The organism is Saccharospirillum salsuginis, from assembly GCF_014651855.1.
Taxonomy (GTDB): Bacteria; Pseudomonadota; Gammaproteobacteria; order Pseudomonadales; family Natronospirillaceae; genus Saccharospirillum; species Saccharospirillum salsuginis.
In genome coordinates this window covers 225,384-242,251 of sequence record NZ_BMXR01000006.1, presented here as the reverse complement: position 1 = coordinate 242,251, position 16,868 = coordinate 225,384, and the positions used below count along the sequence as shown (strand labels likewise).

Below are 16,868 nucleotides of genomic sequence, written 5' to 3'. Positions count from 1 at the left end.
GCCCCGACCATAAATTACATTCCGTTACATCGAGCAAAGTAAGATTTGACGCCTATTTCGGCGATCTCCCACCAACGTTCAGCTTCCTATACTGATTGGACCAAATCCGGCCCGAGCTGTTGGGCGCCGGTCCGTGCAGTAGAAAACAAGAGGACAGCGTATGAGACCTTTAGGCAGATGGATGCTGATCTTACTGGCGACCCTTGCAGTGGCCGCCTGTAATGTCAGCTCCAGTGGTGGATCTTCCAGTTCAGACGACTCTGGTGGCAGTGACAGCAGTACAGACACCAGTACGGATACCGGCGATACCGGTGGTGACACCGGAGGCGATACCGGTAATGACGGCGGTGACACGACCCAAAGCAACAAGACCCGCCTGTCCGGTACCGTTACACTGTCCAGCTCGGTCGCCGGTTCCAACAAGCCGGGGGATCTGTTGATGCGGGGCTCCGCGCACAGTCCGCGCAAGAAGGTCCAGGCCGATGGCAGCTTCAAGGTCGCCAACAAGCCGATCATCAACGGCCAGGTCAACGCCGCCGCCATGATGGCCACCGGCAGTACCCTCTCCAACGCCTTTGTCTACGTGTACGACGCGGATCACCCCGAGTGGCTGGCCCCGGTCGCCCAGGACAAGACCAACAGCGAAGGGGCATACGACATCAGCGCCTACGGCTGTACCGACAATGTCCAGTCCAGCGACTGTGTCGCGACCGCGGCGTCCAACGGTAATCTCTATGTCGACGGCGACCCGCTGCCGACCGGCAAGTACACCATGCTGGTGTTCAAACCCTCCAGTTTCGACCCGATCAGCGGCGTCACCACCGATTCCATCGTCGCGGTCATGCCGGCGTTCAAGGCCGAGGATGAATCCGTCGCGGTCGAGAATGTCGAAGCCGAAGTCAGCGACGTCACCCCGCGCGTACTGAAGATGTTCGGCAAGGCCAAGAACACCGACGGCACCAACACCTGGGGCTCCGAGGCTCTGGAACTGGCGCCCAATTCGGCCATCCAGGTCACTTTCGATATGTCGATGAGCCGCGGCAGCGTGCAGAACATCGACGTCACTCAAAATGGTGGCGACATCGCCGGGTCCTGGAAACTGAGCGCCGACTGGCTGACCGCCACCTTCCAGCCGGATGAGCCGTTGGCCGCCGGCGTCTACGAAGTCTATGTTCCGGATTTCGTCACCAATGTGTACGGCAATGCCATGGGCGACGCCGCTACCGGCACCTTCACGGCTCTGGCGGAAACCGACAGCACAGCGCCCACCGTCAGCCTGGTTTCGCCCACCGCGACCACCGGCGTCAAGACCAGCGATCCGATTCGGATCAGTTCCAATGAAGCCCTGGACGTGAACGGTCTGACCCTCGATGCCACGCCGGATGTCGGCGTACCGGGCGTTCTGTTCGTCGGCGAAACCGATGGCAGCTATGTCTATGAGTTCATTTTGGGCAATCCGCTGCAACTGGCCACCACCTACGACTACAGCATTTCCGGCATCGCGGACCTGTCCGGCAATGTGAACGGTACCATCGACGGCAGCTTCACCACCGAAGGCGCCACCGAAGCCGAAGGCGTGGACGATACCGCCAGCACCGAAACGCAGACCGCCCAGTCCGGCATTTCCGAGATATTCGGAAAGTGGGTGCGGGCCATCAACGATCGCAACCTGTCGCAACTGCAGTCGATGATGACCGGCAGCTTCGTATTCGAATACAGTGTGCTGCAGCAAGGGTTCATGGACGAGGACGTTAACCGCAATGGTCGTCTCAGCCTGAACGAATTTATCAGCATGATGGAAAAAGGCCTGACCCATTGGGAATATTGCGGCATGACCATCACCGGCAACATCGAGAGCGCCATCAACGTCTCGGATGCCAGCACCGGTGACTTTGAATTCTCGCTGAATTTCGAGTCCGACAATCAAAGCCAAGAATGCCTGGAAAGCGGCCCGCAGGACTCCATGTTCGCGTCCGTCAAGAACAGCAACGGCGCATGGAAACTGTCGCGCATGTCCGAAGGCTTCGACCATCGCGGTTCCCAGCTGCAAAGCTTCGAATTGCTGGAGGCCATTCTGTCCGATGATACCGGTACCGACATCGCTTCCGGTGACACCCTGAGTGCCGCTCCGTCCCAAGCCGACCCACTGACCTTCCGGTTCGATACCTCGGTCCAGGGCGTCGACAGCTATATCCTGCTGATCGCCAACGCACGGCACCCGTCCGAACTGGGCGTGGCCATTGCCATCAGCGAGAGCAACCTGGACAGCGTCGAAGGCTCAACCTCGCTGAAATCCCTGACCGTACCGGACTCTTCCGGCAGCGAAGGTCTGCCGTCCGGAGCGGTCGATGTCAGTGAATTGTTCGACTTTGAGACCGAACGCGACTGGGGCATCGAACGTGACGGCGAAGCCTTCCTGTGGGAGATCATTGGTCTGGGCAGTTTGACGCCGGGTGATTTCGCCGACGGGGAAAACATGCCTTCGGTCAGCGACCTGGTGCGTGACTTCAAAGCCGTCAGTGCGGTCAAGAAATTCAAGAATCCGGGCGAACGCAAAGAGTTAGCGCTCGGCGTGGTCGATGACATCGGTCAACCGTTGACCTTCGATGAATTCATCTGGGGCTTCGACGCCGGTTCATCCGATGGCGTGGACATCACCGTCACCACACCGAACGTTGACGAAGCTGTACAGAACGGTGGTTTCCTCTATCTGAACAGCAACAGTGGCTTCGCCGAACATCCGCTAACTTTCAGCGACAACAGCGACGGTACCGCCAAAGCCACCGTCACCGTACCGCTCTTCCAGGGTTGGAACTGGGTCTCTGTTAATGACGGCGGCAACCTGTACAAAGACTTCCAGATCCACACCGAAGGCGGTCAGGCACCGGCGGTTGAAGCCACGACCATCAATGCGCTCAACACCATGGGCGGCTCACTGGGCACAGTGGACTTGAACGAGTGGAACTTCGCCGACGCCCCAAGTGGCACCACCGCGCTGGATGTTACCTGGGCTGCGGATCCGAACAACACCAAAGTATCCGACCTGATGGGCGCCCTGTGCAGTGAAACAGGCGGCTGGGCCGACTTGAACATCTGGGTTCACAACGACAGCGGCGCTTATGCACAGTACAGCTATTGTCAGGATTCGTCCGCTTTCACGCTGAGTGAGCAGAACGGTACTGTCAGCGTCGTCGATATGCCGATTTTCTCCGGTGACAACTGGATCAACCTCGACCTGAGCGGCGACCCGAACGGCACCGGTGAACACGCCAACGTCAGTACCCACTTCGGCGTCTATACCGACACCGGCAGCACCTTTGTCGCACCCGTCTCCATCGACGCGCCGACCACCAGTGAAGGTACCTTGAAAGAAACCGGCAACTGGGGACAGGGTTCCGACTGGAACGCCACTGAGGTAACGGTGAATACCAATGAGGTGACCATCACCGGGCAATTCGCCGAACCGACCCTGGGCTACTACAACGCCGGCGCGGATGGTGCCCATACCGATGGCGAAATCGACGCCAGTGGCGACGGCTCCTTCACCTTCACTGTTCAGCTCTATAACGGCTGGAACTGGATCGGTATCGACAACGGCAGTGGCGACTTCTATAACCTGAACATCTACACCGACAACGGCGCCACTCTGCCGCGCCCCGAAGTCGTGGACGTGAATAGCGTCACGCCGGTGGATGACTTCGGCCAGTGGGTCGCCAACATCGCCAGTTGCACAGCCACGGTCAACGGTACCGCCCCTGGTAATACCTCACGACTGTGGGTCGATTGGCAAGGCAGCGACGATGTGGACTACTACTGGGAAAACCAGGAAGTCCTGTTGGCCGGCGATGGCACCGCGGAGGGTGCGACTCAATCCTGGTCCGCGACCTTCCAGGTCATCGGCGGCACCGGAGCCTACAATTTCGTCAACATCTACGACGAAACCAATGGCACCTGGGCTGGTGTCGAGATTCGCACCAGCGAGACCTCATGCACCTACACCGAACCGATGCTGGATGTAACCGGACTCGTCGACAGCAGTAGCAATACCCTGGTCTCCGATATGGACACCTACGGCATCGACGGGGGCTCCGGTTTCCCTGAACCGATTGTGGCCGACACGGTAACGGTCAATGGCACATCCACCGTTCCCGGTCGCAACATCAAACTGTCCACTGAAGCCTGCGGCAGTATGGAGGAAGTGTCTGTCCAGGCGAGCAGCACCGCCAACGGCACTGGAACCTATAACTGGAGCGCTGTGATATCGGTGTACGATCCGGACGCCGCCAACGGCAATCAACATCACCAGTGGATCGACATCAACGACGGCCACAACTGGTTCAGCGTTACGGTCTTGTCCGACAACAACGTGACGCCACCCGCGCCGGCGATCAGCGTACCGATGCCCAACGGTATGACGGAGACCTACAATGACGGCTGTGGATACCTTCAGTGGGATGCCGGTGACGCCAGCGGCCAGCTCATGACCGTCACCTTAAGCGGTACAACCAGTGGCAGTGACGGTTCCGGCGAATTCTGGGCCGGCAATACCTTCCAAACCTTCCAGATCGTCGATGGCACCTTCAGCTTCGATGTGGATCTGTACGACGGCAATAACTCAATCAACATCAGCGACGCTGACTGGAACCAGTTCAATGTGAACATCCAGGTCACTAATGGCGAACCCCGTCCTCAATATGTCTACATCACCGACCCGGTCCACGGCAGCGATGATGTCAGTGGCGACCCGATCACGGTCTCCGGGGACTTCGGCAGCTCCGGTTTCGTCCCGGACAGCATGTGGGCGGACGTCGGCTATCAGGATCCGACCGACGGAACCTGGAAGTCGACCTACTTCGACTCAACGTTGGTCACGCCCAACACCATGGGCGACATGCCGATGACTTACGACCCGGAAACCCCGGCCAACGGCTTCAGCCTCAGCCCCACGATTCCAGCGGGTGCCGAGCAGGTGATGATCCGAGTGGAGGGGTGTGGTCCCGAAGGATGCCGTGGTCATGAAATTTATCTGAACGACGGTGAATTCGGCATGGATGACCACTATTGGAAACCCGGCAGCGGCCAACCGACCGCCGAGGATCAAGCCCGTACGCGCCGCGTACAGGCGGCCCGTCAGCGCCACTGATCCGTCCTGAAAACTGACCCGACGCCGGGTACCGCTTACGGGCGGTACCCGGCCTTGTCGTAACCGGGGAATCACAGCATGGGAAACCGTCGGATTCCGTTTCACATCGTATTCATCGGCGTGCTGTTGCTGACGCCGTTTTCCGTTGTCTGGGCGAACACCACCCAGAAACCGGCGGCCTGGCTCAATCTGGTCAGCCATCTGGAAGCGACCGGGCCCGACAGCGCCAGCCTGACGGTCACCCTGACCACGGTGCTGCCCGAAGCGCCGGCCTCGATCCATCTGCAACTGCCCGCCCCGCTGAATGCGGTGGACGGCACAGAATGGCGGGGAGCGCTCACCGAGCGCCACACCACTCAATTACACTGGACCCTGACCGGTCCGATCGATTTCACTACGCCCATCGGAATTAACGTCACCCTGACGTTGCCGGAGGGCGACTCCCTGGACCACCCCTTCAAAGCCGAGTGGTCCAATGCGTCTGAAAAACCGGCGAGCCGCTCGCTGGCACCCGCGCCCGAGCTGCAATCGCGCGACGGCGAACCCCTCTGGGTGGTTCCGCTGAACCCGGAGGCACAGCGATGACCGCCCGCCTCTGGGTTGTTACGCTCGCCCTGCTCGGGCTGACGGCCTGTGGCCCGTCCGGTTCGGTAACCGGTGACGGGACCGAAGGCGACGCGGACGCCAATACCAAAGACGACACCAGCCAGACCACGACACAGCCACAGGTCGACGTATCCGGCCGCATCACCTACCAGGACCGGATGTACGACGACACCGGGTTCATCACCGGCAATACACCCGACAAACCCGCCCGCCGGGTTGTGGTGGACCTGCTCGACGCCGACAACAATCCGGTCGATACCACGCTTACCGATCACTCGGGCAACTACGCCTTCACCCAGGTCCCGATCGGCGACTACAGCCTCCGGGTACTCGCCCGCGCCACGGCCGACAGCGGCGAAACCCTGAACGTCTACAACATGAGCGATACCCTCTACGCCGTGAGCCAGGCGGTCAGCTTCAGCGAGGAACAGACCACGGCCGACGTGAACGTTCCACTGTCCAGCCGCATGGCCGGCCCCTTCAACATGCTCGACGTCATGCTCAGCGGTACCGAGTTCTACCACTACTACAGCGACACGACCGCCACGCTGAACGACCTCAACCTGTTCTGGCAATACGGCCAGAGCCCCGGCTCCTACACCTGCCTCGGTACTGGCGGCGGTTGCAGCGAAGGCTCCGGCATCTACGTGCTGAGCGACCCGTATTCCACGGGCGACACCGACGAATTCGACGACGATGTGCTCTGGCACGAATTCGCCCACCACATCGAGTTCTCGACCGGCATGACCGACTCGCCCGGCGGCTACCACAGCCTGGCGGACACCGACCTGGACCTGCGCCTGAGCTGGAGCGAGGGCATGGCCAACTATTTCCAGATCGCGGTCAAAGCCTGGCTGCGCGCCCAGTACCCGCAGCGGCTGTCGATTCCCGGCCACCTGGCCAGCACCCGCTATACCGACACCCGCAGCAACACCGTCAACGTCAGCCTCGATCTGGCCAGCCTGCCTACCAGCTTCAGCTACGCCACCAACGAGGCCGCCATCGCCATGACCCTGATCGGCCTGCAGGACAACGCCGGCCAGGCCCGGGTCTGGGCGCCGCTGGTCGACCAGCTACCCGCCAATTCCTATGCCGACACCCTCGAAGCCTATTGGGACGGCCTGTTGCAGAGCCAGCCGACCAACCAGGAACTGGCCCAGTGGCGCGCTATACTCAGCGAACGGTCGATTCTGTACCAACGCGACGCCCTGGAGAGCGATCAACTCTTCGCCGATGCCCCGGCACGCGACTGCTCCCTGACCGACCAGACGCTGCCGGCGGACTGCATCGTCGGCGAACGCCACACCCTCTACCACGCCAGCGGCCAGGCCGACAGCGACACTCTGGCCATCAGCGTTACGGCCGGGGTGCGCTACCGCATCTGGACTCACGATCTGCGCAATGGCGCCGATACCCGTATAGGCCTCTATCATACCGATGGCACGGCACTGCTGGACGGCAATGGTGACCCGCTCGTCAACGACGACGACGTCGACTGCGAGACCCAGGCCGGCGGCTGCTCGCCGCTGCACGACGGCAGCCACTTCGCCTCTTCGCTGGAATTCGTGGCCGCCGAAGACGGTACCCTTTACCTGGTCACCGATACCGCCGATGCCGCCTGGCTCGCCCCGGCCAATTACGGCTATCTGGCCCGCTACGGAGACTACGCCGTCTCGATCCGGCTGCTGGAATCCGGTGCCACCACCCCTTAATCACAACCACAGAAGGACGCTGCCGATTTGTTGAACCGACTGAAACGACTGCCCTTTTGGTTGGCCCAGAGCCTGGTTCTGATCGTCACGCTGCTGATCGTCGGCGTGTTGCACCACATCCAGGCGTTCGAACGCCTGAACCACCAGGTGTACGACACCCGCCTGGAAGCCAAGCGCCAGGACGTACCACTGCCCGAGGACATCGCCCTCATCCTGATCGACGAGGCCTCGTTACAAGCGTTGGAACCGGTACTGGGCCGGTTTCCCTGGCCGCGGTCGGTTTACGCCGACCTGGCGGAATTCCTGGCCATGGGCAATGCCCGGGCGGTGCTGTTCGATATCCTGCTGACCGAACGCGAGGGCCGTGCCGAGGAGGCGCTGAGCGCCAGCGACCAGCAGTTGGTGGTAACCAGTTGGAACCATTCAAACCTGTATCACTCCGGCCTGATGCGCAACGAAAGCGTGGACGAAGGCGCCCAGCGGCTGAACCAACCCATGCCGGACGGCGTACGTGACCGCCACAGCCTGTTAACCGCCACCGGCCTGGAGAAAGGCCGGCACAATCACTATTCGCTGCCTTTCGACGCCCTGCTGGAAACCACGCCCCACCTCGGCATCGTCGGCGCCGAACCGGATCGGGACGGGGTCTATCGCCGTCTCCGCCTGCTGTGGGAATACCATTCCGCTTACTTCCCGGCGATGAGCCTGGCGCCGCTGCTGAACGAGCCGAACCAGTCCCGCGCCCGGCGGGACGGCCACCATCTGTTCGTCGATGGCTTCGACATCCCGATCGGCGAGGATGAACAACTGCTGCTGAATTACTACGGCGAGTATCGGCCCTATTCGATGGCCGGCGTGCTGGATTCACTGCAACGGATCCGCAACGGCGACATCGCCAACCTGCGCATAACGCCGGACGAGTTCGAGGACAAACTGGTCTACATCGGCGCCAGCGCGGTCGGGCTGGACGACATCAAGGCCACGCCGATGAGCCAGAAAACCCCCGGCGTCTTCATTCACGCCACGGCCACCGGCAACCTGATGGACGGCCGGTTGCTGCACCCGCCCCGCGCCGGCTGGACCTATCTGGCGCTGGTTCTGACCTCGACCCTAACCCTGCTCGCCGTGGCCCGGCTCAACCGCTTCAGCCTGCAATTGCTGGTGCCGTTCGGCATCGGCCTCGGCTATGCGGTGCTGGCGGATGTTCTGCTGTCGCACAACCGGGTGCTGGACACGGTCACGCCTCTGGCCGGCCTGACACTCACCTGGATGGGTTCGCTGTCGCATCGTTTCTTCGTCGAAAGCAGCGACAAACGCCGCATCAAGCGCATGCTGTCGCAGTATGTCTCGCCCTCGGTGCTGACCGACGTATTGAACCGGCCGGACGAGGTGTTGCACGCCCAGGTCGGCGTGACCGAACACATGACGGTTATGTTTTCCGACGTGCGCAACTTCACCGGTCTGTCGGAAAACCTCGCTGCGCGTGACATCGTGCAACTGTTGAACTGCCATTTCGCCGAGATGTCGGCGGCCATTTTCGAGTTCGACGGCACGGTCGACAAATTCATCGGTGACGCGCTGATGGCGTTCTGGGGCGCCCCCATCCGCATTAACAATCACGCCGACCTGGCGGTCTCCGCCGCGCTGCGCATGGTGGAGCGGCTCGATCACGTCAATGAACAACTCGAAGCGATGCGGTTGCCGCAGATCGACATCGGCATCGGTCTGAACAGCGGCGATGTCATCCTCGGCAACATCGGCTCCGACCAACATCTGGACTACACCGTCATCGGCGACAACGTGAACCTGGCCTCGCGCGTTGAAGGCCTGACCAAGACCTACGGCCTGCGCCTGCTGATTTCCGAAAGCACCCATCGTGCCCTGACGTTGGACATCCCATGTGTGCCGGTCGACCGCGTGCAGGTCAAAGGCCGCCAGCGTCCGGTCGACCTCTTCGCCCCCTGGACCGGACTCGACCCCAGCCCGGAAGCGCGCGCCGAAGCCGAGGACCTGGTCCGCCGGATGACCGAAGCCCTGGCCTGCTACTACGAACAACGCTGGGAAGACGCGCTCGATCTGTTCAGCGCCATCGACCACCCGGGGTTGCGCAAGCTGTACCGCGCCCGGTGCTGGCAATTCCAGCGAGAGCCGCCCGGCAAAGAATGGGCGGGTGTCTATACTGCAACCAGTAAGTAGGGTTGCCCGATTCGAGGAGAGACGGTTGTGATTCAAACATCGAGCGCTCGCCGGTGGCTGACCGGCCTGTGTACCGGTTTGCTGATAAGTCTGCTGATGAGTCTGTCGGCCCTGGCCGATGAAGTCTTCGTGCTCAGCGAGGTGGCGCCCGTTTTGGATGCGCCCCGCTTCAACGCCACCACCCTGGCCGAACCTCCGAAAGGCACGGCGCTCACGATTCTCACCAATGAGAACAACTGGCTGCAGGTGGACTACCACGGCCAGACCGGCTGGGTCTCGCGCTGGCTCGTCGGCACCGAACCGCCGCAGGCGAAAGTCACCCACCTCGAAGGGGAGCTGGACGCGGATGAAGTCCGGCTGCGCGCCTCCGAAGTGACCACAGCCGGCGCCATCCGCGGCCTAAGCGAGGGCGAAACCGAATTCGGCGGCGGTACTGATTACGCCGAGCTGGAGCGGATGGAAGGGCTGCAACCCGACCCGAACGAGCTGACCGAATTCCAGCGCCCACTGACCGCACGCTGAGGCCGACCATGGACCCGAGAACCTGCACCCTGTCCCCCGCCCTGTGTCTGTCACTCGCACTGCTGTTGTCCGCCTGCGCGAGCGCGCCACCGGATGACTACCGACCACGCCTGTCCCAGCAACTCGAAGAGACGTTAACGCCGGCCGACATTCAGGCCGAAGTCGACTTCGGCCGCCACGTCGCCGCATCCATCCTCGGCCGCATGGACGGCCTCGACAACGACGCCGTGCAACGCTACGTCAATCTGGTCGGTCAGACGGTCGCCCGGGCCAGCCGACGTCCGGAGCTGGATTTTTATTTCTACGTGCTCGAATCCGATCAGGTGAACGCCTACGCCGCACCGGGCGGCTATGTCTTCATCACCCGACCGGCGCTGGCCCTGATGCGGGACGAAAGCGAATTGGCGGCCGTATTGGCCCATGAAATCGCCCACGTCGACCAGCGCCATATCGTACGGGCGCTGGACATCGGCGCCACCGGCAGCGACGCCGGCCTGGCGCAGTTGATGGGCGGTGCCAGCGAGACCACCCGGGTGGTGTTCGACCAGGCCGTCGATCAGGCGTTGTCGATCCTGTTCGAGAAAGGTCTCGAACGCCAGGACGAACTGGAAGCCGACGCCCAGGGCGCCATCCTGCTGGCAAGCACCGGTTACGACCCCGGCGCCCTGCGCCGCTATCTCGATCGTGTTCACGAAAGCGGTACCGATCAACACGCCGAATTGAGCGGCACCCATCCCCCCTTCGATGTGCGCCTCGCCGCACTCGACCGTCAACTGCACGACGAAGGCCTGACCGGACTCGATTATCCGCGCCTGGCCGAGCGATTCCGGGACAGAACCCAACCATGAGATCGATTAGAAGACACAGGCTCACCCGAGTCGGCTTCGTCCTGCCTTTGCTGGCGCTGCCGGCCCTGGCCGACGAATACCACAACGTGAACCAGATCGTCGGCGATCGCGCCCTCGGCATGGCCGGTGCCTATACCGCCGTCTCCGACGACCCGGCGGGGTTGTACTACAACCCCGCCGGCCTGGTGTACGCCACCGCCGACAACATCTCCGCCAGCGTCAACAGCCTGCAATACCGGCAGATTCAATACGACGATGTGTTGGACGGTCAGTACGATTGGGAACGCACCAGCACCCAGTTGCTGCCGAACTTCTTCGGCGTGATGCAAACCGTCGGTCCGTTCAAGGTCGGCCTGTCTTCCTCGACTCCGGATTCCGTATCGGAAAACCAGGACCAGCAATTCGAGGATTTCGGCAGCGTCGACCGTTACATCATTAATCTCAACCGGGAGGACGTTCGCTATAACTTCGGCCCCGGTATCGCTTATGAATTGAACGAGCAATTCGCGATTGGTCTAACGCTGAATTACCACTACCGGGTTTTCGAAAGCAACATTAACCAGTATGTGCGGTTCAATGACGATACCCTGGAATGGCTAAACACCTACCTGGAAACCAAGGAACACGGTGTACGACCCAAGCTTGGTTTTATGTGGTCACCGGCCGACAAAGTTGCGATCGGTTTGTCCATCGATCAAACCCTGGTGTTGTCGTCAAACACGCATTACCAGTCGGCACGTTGCCGAACGGGCACAGGTTCCAGCGGGTGCGATGCCGATGGTGAGGAAGCCGTCCCCGAAATTCAAACCTTCAATGACGTTCGACTCTACCCGGTTCAGGTGCGGACCGGCATCGCCTGGTTTCCAAACCCGGCTTTACTGTTGTCCGCCGATATGATTTTCCACACCGGCGCGGGCGCGACGGAAAACGACGACATCATCGTGTTCTCAGAACGCGAGCCGACGCTCGATGTCGCCCTGGGCGCGGAGTACTATTGGACGCCCCGCTACGCCGTGCGTGGCGGCGTGTTCACCGCCAACGCCAACACCCCCGAGCTCGAACTCGGAAAAACGTTTCAGGACCCGCACATCGACATCATCGGGCTGACCACCAGCCTGAGTCGCTTCACGCGGGATTCATCGATTACGATGGGGGTGATGGCCAGTCGCGGGGAAGGCGAATCGCAGCTGTTCGGAGACCTGAAAAATCTGGTGCAGGACACCACGGTGATGGACGTCAGTGTGTTTTTATCGACGTCGTATCGGTATTAATGACATCGTGAGCGGCACACCCAGCGGACACACGCGGTGATTTATGTCAGACCCCACAACACCCGACGGTAAACACCGGGTCGTGATCTACGGCTCGCTCAAAGCAGGCGAACACAACCACGAGGTGCTCAAACCGGCCCGATTCCTCGGCGAGGACGAATTGACCACGCTCGCCCTCTACGACCTCGGCCCTTATCCCGGTGCCCGGCCGGAACCGTCACGCGGTGTCGTCGTGGAAGTCTATGCCGTTCCCAAACCCCGGCTTGTCGTGCTCGACCGGTTCGAAGGGTACCGCCCGAATGCCCCCAACGCCTCACTCTATTGGCGAGAGACCATCGAGACCCGATTCGGGTTGGCCTGGGTCTATTTATACAATCAGTCGGTACAGGGAAAACCCCGGATTGATGCGGGTGAGTGGTCTGGCTGGGATTCGGTACCTGGCACGAGCCGATTCAGACGCTAGTGGTTTAGGCGTAAAAAGAGAACAGCCGGGAAGCACAGGAAAAGCAATAAATGGCGCATTCTGGCGAAGCAAATCGTTACCGACGGGTGCACATGAAACACTAGTCCAGTTTATCCAGCAAACGGTAGACTTCTCGTTCATGAAGGGCGTCCAGAACGCCTTCTTCCCGCATCCGATCGATGACCTGATCAATCGCCGGCAGCCAGTCGGCGCATGAGGAACGACGGGAGAACAGGTAATACACCTCCAATTCATCCAATATCAGTGGCGCCATCACGATGTCGTCATCCAACCGGGTTACCCGGCGCGTTGCCAAACCATCGAATTCGGCCAGTACCCCATAGTCGGCCCGATCCACACTGACCATTTGTAGCATTTGTTCTCCGGTGCGGATCTCGATCACGCCCAACTGATCCAACAGCGCATCCATTTCATCGCCGTAACTGCCACCGGCCGGTCGGACGCCTTGACGATTCGACAACTGCGCCAGGCTGGTCACTTCGGCATCCGTCGAGCGGGTAAACACCCGTATGCGCTCGGCCGTGACGGCGGTGGAATAATAAAACTGCCGGGCCCGTTCTTCGGTGAAATAGGCGCCACCCAATACATCCATCGTACCGGCCTCGGTCGCTAACAACGCCCGCTTCCACGGCAACTTTTCGTCATCGTTTAACCGAAACCCCAGTTCCCGGCCGACTTCGCGCAAAACGGCCGGCATAACCCCTTGCCAGGTATTATTGCTGTCGTAATAAGAGATCGGTTCCCAGTCATAGGCACCGAGGCCATGGATGACGGGGCAGTCATCGACACTGGCCAGGGCGGGCTGACAAATAAGAGAAAACAGAAGGACACAAGAAGCGAGGCTACGAATCATAGGGTGTGCCTATCGAACAGCAAGCTGAACCAACGTTCGGACCCTGAACTGACCATCCCGATCCGTCGGCTCACTTCACTATAGCAGCGAATCCCGATTGTGCCGCTTCAACAACACCGGCTCACCTGATCCGGATCCAGGTTGCCACCGGAGATGATCAACGCTGTCGGCGTCTCCGGATCTACCGCAACGGCACCCGACAGCAAGGCTGCGAGTCCGACGCTGGCGCCGGGCTCCGCATAGAGGTGCCCTCGGGTAAGCAACAAGTACATAGCCTTGCGAATGGACTCCTCGTCGATCGTGACAATGCGATCAACCGTCTGACGGCTGGCCCGGTAGGTGTTGTCGCCCACCACAGCCGGCGCCAGACTGGCCGCCCAGGTGTCGACTTTATCCAGGCTGGCCTTGGGGTCGTTGTGCTGCCAAGCGTTCCACATCGTCGCCGCGCCGACGGGCTCCACGCCGATCAACTCCAGGTCAGGGTTCAGCGCTTTCAGCACCAGGCCAAGACCGGAAATCAAGCCACCACCTCCGATCGGACAGAGCACTCGACGAATCATCGGTTGCTGGCGATGCAGTTCCACCCCCACCGTACCCTGACCGGCCATAATGCGCGGGTCGTTGTAAGGGTGCACCAGGGTCAATCCGCGCTCATCACGCAGATGGAAACAGTGTGCCACCGCCTCATGAATCGCGCCCTGGACGATTACGTCCGCGCCCAGCGCGCGGGCACCCTCGACTTTCAACGGGCTGGAGCCTTCCGGCATCACCACCGTCACCGGCACGCTACGCTCCGACGCCGCCCAAGCCAGTGCCAGGGCATGGTTGCCAGCCGACACCGTCACCAAGCCGTTTTCCAGTTCCTCATCGCTCGCAGTCAACATCCAGTTCAGGGCACCGCGCGCCTTGAAACTGCCGGTCCGCTGCACGCTCTCTAGTTTCAGCCACAACGGCTGTCCCACCTCACGCTCAAGGTCCGGCGACGGGATGAGCGGGGTTTCCAGAACGCGGTCGCGGATGCGGGCTTCCGCGTGACGAACGGTATTGAGATCGGGGAGTGGTTCCATAGCGGGGCATGGCCTCCATTTCAGTGGATGCCATTCAGCCTATCAGCTCTTCCCCTGCAGGCAACCTATCGCTTTATCGAGCCCTTCCACCGTCAACGGAAACATCCGGTCATCGATCAATTGGCGCACCATGCCGATGCTCTGGGTGTAGGGCCAGTACTGTTCGGGGACCGGGTTCAGCCACACCATACGGTCGAAGTGCTGTTTGATGCGGTCGAACCAGGCCGCACCCGGCTCGGGGTTCATGAAATCGATGCTGCCGTAGGCGGCCGCTATCTCATAAGGCGCCATGGACGCGTCGCCGACAAAAATGACTTTGTAGTCCATCCCGTAGGTGCGCAATACCTCCTCAAGCGGGATGGTCTGCTGGTAGCGCAGGCTGTTGTCCCGCCACAGATGGTCGTAGACAAAATTATGGAAGTAATAGTGTTCCAGGTGCTTGAATTCGCTGCGGCAGGCTGAAAACAACGCTTCGCAGACCTGAACGTGCTCGTCCATCGAACCACCGACGTCGAAGAACACCAGCACCTTGACGGCGTTGTGACGTTCCGGTTGCGTGCGGATGTCGAGCAAGCCGGCATTACGGGCCGTGAAGCGGATGGTATCGTCCATATTCAATTCTTCGTGCGCACCGGTGCGGGCGAAGCGGCGCAATTTGCGCAGCGCCATCTTGATGTTGCGGGTGCCGAGTTCGACATTGTCGTCGAGATTGCGGTACTGACGTTTTTCCCAGACTTTCACCGCCCGGCGCTGGCCGCCGGGTCCACCAATGCGTACACCCTCAGGGTTGTAGCCGCCATGCCCGAACGGACTGGTGCCGCCGGTGCCGATCCAGCGGTTGCCCCCCTGGTGGCGCTCCTGTTGCTCCTGCAGGCGCTCTTCCAATGCTTTCATCAGGGCTTCGATGCCGCCCATGGCCTCGATCGCGGCTTTCTCTTCCTCGCTGAAGTGTCGCTCCAGTTCCAGGCGCAACCAGTCGTCCGGCAATTCGCCACCCATCGGGTTGGGCATGGCTTCCAGCCCTTCATAGAAGTGGGCGAAGGCCTGGTCGAAGCGGTCGAACTGGGTTTCATCCTTCACCATGCACAGCCGCGCGATCTGATAGAAGGCGTCCATATCGAATTGCGCCAGTCGCGATTCCAAGGCTTCGTGCAGGGTCAGCAATTCCTTGGTTGTCACCTTAACGCCGTGCTGGCGAAGCGTGGTGAAGAAGCGAATCAACATGCTCAGCGATCCCGGCGGCTCATGAAGGCGAGTCGTTCCAGCAATTGCACGTCCTGCTCATTCTTCAGAAGCGCGCCGTACAGGGGCGGCAAGGCATCGCGGATCGTGCCGCCTTTCAAGGCTTCGGCGGCCAGTCGGTCGCTGACCAGCAACTTGAGCCAGTCGATCAATTCCGAGGTCGACGGCGGCTTTTTCAGACCCGGCACTTCGCGTACCTGAAAGAAAACCTGCAAGGCGTCGCTGACCAGCCGGGCCTCGATGCTCGGGAAGTGGACATCGACAATGGCTTGCAGTGTTTCAGCGTCCGGGAACTGAATGTAGTGAAAGAAACAGCGCCGCAGAAAAGCGTCGGGCAATTCTTTCTCGTTGTTCGACGTGATGATCACCACCGGCCGCTGTTTGGCGCGGATGGTCTCGCCGGTTTCGTAGACGTGGAATTCCATCCGGTCCAGTTCGACCAGAAGATCGTTCGGGAACTCGATGTCGGCCTTGTCGATCTCGTCGATCAACAGTACCGCACGCTGTTCGCTGACGAAGGCTTCCCACAATTTGCCGGGCTTGATGTAGTTGCGAATGTCGTGCACCCGGTCATCCCCCAACTGGCTGTCGCGCAGCCGGGAAACGGCATCGTATTCGTACAGACCCTGCTGGGCACGCGTGCTGGATTTGATGTGCCACTGCAACAGCGGCATTCCCAGGCCCGCGGCAATTTCCTCGGCCAGCATGGTCTTGCCGGTGCCGGGCTCACCCTTGACCAACAGCGGGCGCTCCAGCGTCATGGCCGCGTTGACCGCCAACTGCAGGGACTCGCCAGCGATGTAGCGTTCGGAACCGTTAAAGTTGCTCATGTGTAGACCTGATTGAACCAATGAGATGCCGCTAGTGTACGGCGCCATATCAACATGACAACCACAGAACCCGGCATGATGAGGAGAGGTAACC

12 protein-coding genes are annotated in these 16,868 nt (G+C 60.8%); 8 read left to right on the top strand and 4 right to left on the bottom strand.

Features of this window, described 5'->3' with window-relative positions; translation table 11 throughout:
- Positions 1-181: 181 nt before the first annotated feature.
- The 8 genes from IE111_RS13455 (at position 182) to IE111_RS13420 (ending at position 12,761) form a co-directional block, all read left to right on the top strand.
- Positions 182-5,143, top strand: coding sequence for an Ig-like domain-containing domain (locus IE111_RS13455; protein WP_189609550.1), 4,962 nt, complete (start codon positions 182-184; stop codon positions 5,141-5,143).
- A gap of 78 nt (positions 5,144-5,221) precedes the next feature.
- Positions 5,222-5,728, top strand: a complete 507-nt coding sequence (locus IE111_RS13450; RefSeq protein WP_189609548.1) for a hypothetical protein — start codon at positions 5,222-5,224, stop codon at positions 5,726-5,728.
- Positions 5,725-7,461: a carboxypeptidase-like regulatory domain-containing protein gene (locus IE111_RS13445; protein WP_189609546.1), complete on the top strand. Its 1,737-nt coding sequence runs from the start codon at positions 5,725-5,727 to the stop codon at positions 7,459-7,461. The genes IE111_RS13450 and IE111_RS13445 overlap by 4 nt, the downstream gene beginning before the upstream one ends.
- A 27-nt stretch (positions 7,462-7,488) precedes the next feature.
- A complete protein-coding gene (locus tag IE111_RS13440) occupies positions 7,489-9,657 on the top strand; it encodes a CHASE2 domain-containing protein (protein WP_189609544.1) in 2,169 nt (722 codons plus the stop codon).
- 27 nt (positions 9,658-9,684) lie between these two features.
- Positions 9,685-10,179 carry an SH3 domain-containing protein gene (locus IE111_RS13435; protein WP_189609542.1) on the top strand — a complete coding sequence of 165 codons (495 nt, stop codon included), beginning with the start codon at positions 9,685-9,687 and terminating at the stop codon, positions 10,177-10,179.
- An 8-nt stretch (positions 10,180-10,187) separates the two neighbouring features.
- Positions 10,188-11,027 (top strand): M48 family metalloprotease, encoded by an 840-nt coding sequence (locus IE111_RS13430; protein WP_189609541.1) that lies wholly within the window; start codon positions 10,188-10,190, stop codon positions 11,025-11,027.
- Positions 11,024-12,298, top strand: a complete 1,275-nt coding sequence (locus tag IE111_RS13425; RefSeq protein ID WP_189609539.1) for an OmpP1/FadL family transporter — start codon at positions 11,024-11,026, stop codon at positions 12,296-12,298. Before IE111_RS13430 ends, IE111_RS13425 begins: the two co-directional genes overlap by 4 nt.
- Before the next feature lie 43 nt (positions 12,299-12,341).
- Positions 12,342-12,761 (top strand): gamma-glutamylcyclotransferase family protein, encoded by a 420-nt coding sequence (locus IE111_RS13420; RefSeq protein ID WP_189609537.1) that lies wholly within the window; start codon positions 12,342-12,344, stop codon positions 12,759-12,761.
- A 100-nt stretch (positions 12,762-12,861) separates the two neighbouring features.
- Here IE111_RS13420 and IE111_RS13415 read toward each other — a convergent pair whose 3' ends face one another.
- The 4 genes from IE111_RS13415 to IE111_RS13400 form a co-directional block, all read right to left on the bottom strand.
- Positions 12,862-13,635, bottom strand: a complete 774-nt coding sequence (locus IE111_RS13415; RefSeq protein WP_189609531.1) for a substrate-binding periplasmic protein — start codon at positions 13,633-13,635, stop codon at positions 12,862-12,864.
- 107 nt (positions 13,636-13,742) lie between these two features.
- Positions 13,743-14,702: a threonine/serine dehydratase family protein gene (locus tag IE111_RS13410; protein WP_189609529.1), complete on the bottom strand. Its 960-nt coding sequence runs from the start codon at positions 14,700-14,702 to the stop codon at positions 13,743-13,745.
- A 42-nt stretch (positions 14,703-14,744) separates the two neighbouring features.
- Positions 14,745-15,926 (bottom strand): vWA domain-containing protein, encoded by a 1,182-nt coding sequence (locus tag IE111_RS13405; RefSeq protein WP_189609527.1) that lies wholly within the window; start codon positions 15,924-15,926, stop codon positions 14,745-14,747.
- Between the two features lie 2 nt (positions 15,927-15,928).
- On the bottom strand, positions 15,929-16,774 hold the full coding sequence (locus IE111_RS13400) for an AAA family ATPase (RefSeq protein ID WP_189609516.1): 846 nt from the start codon (positions 16,772-16,774) through the stop codon (positions 15,929-15,931).
- Between the last annotated feature and the right edge of the window lie 94 nt (positions 16,775-16,868).

Excerpts from the sequence above, each read along its gene's own strand:
- IE111_RS13405 (WP_189609527.1), bottom strand. The coding sequence starts at position 15,926 with ATGTTGATTCGCTTCTTCACCACGCTTCGCCAGCACGGCGTTAAGGTG.
- IE111_RS13415 (WP_189609531.1), bottom strand. The coding sequence starts at position 13,635 with ATGATTCGTAGCCTCGCTTCTTGTGTCCTTCTGTTTTCTCTTATTTGT.
- IE111_RS13445 (WP_189609546.1), top strand. The coding sequence starts at position 5,725 with ATGACCGCCCGCCTCTGGGTTGTTACGCTCGCCCTGCTCGGGCTGACG.
- IE111_RS13455 (WP_189609550.1), top strand. The coding sequence starts at position 182 with ATGCTGATCTTACTGGCGACCCTTGCAGTGGCCGCCTGTAATGTCAGC.
- IE111_RS13430 (WP_189609541.1), top strand. The coding sequence starts at position 10,188 with ATGGACCCGAGAACCTGCACCCTGTCCCCCGCCCTGTGTCTGTCACTC.
- IE111_RS13410 (WP_189609529.1), bottom strand. The coding sequence starts at position 14,702 with ATGGAACCACTCCCCGATCTCAATACCGTTCGTCACGCGGAAGCCCGC.
- IE111_RS13400 (WP_189609516.1), bottom strand. The coding sequence starts at position 16,774 with ATGAGCAACTTTAACGGTTCCGAACGCTACATCGCTGGCGAGTCCCTG.
- IE111_RS13420 (WP_189609537.1), top strand. The coding sequence starts at position 12,342 with ATGTCAGACCCCACAACACCCGACGGTAAACACCGGGTCGTGATCTAC.
- IE111_RS13425 (WP_189609539.1), top strand. The coding sequence starts at position 11,024 with ATGAGATCGATTAGAAGACACAGGCTCACCCGAGTCGGCTTCGTCCTG.
- IE111_RS13450 (WP_189609548.1), top strand. The coding sequence starts at position 5,222 with ATGGGAAACCGTCGGATTCCGTTTCACATCGTATTCATCGGCGTGCTG.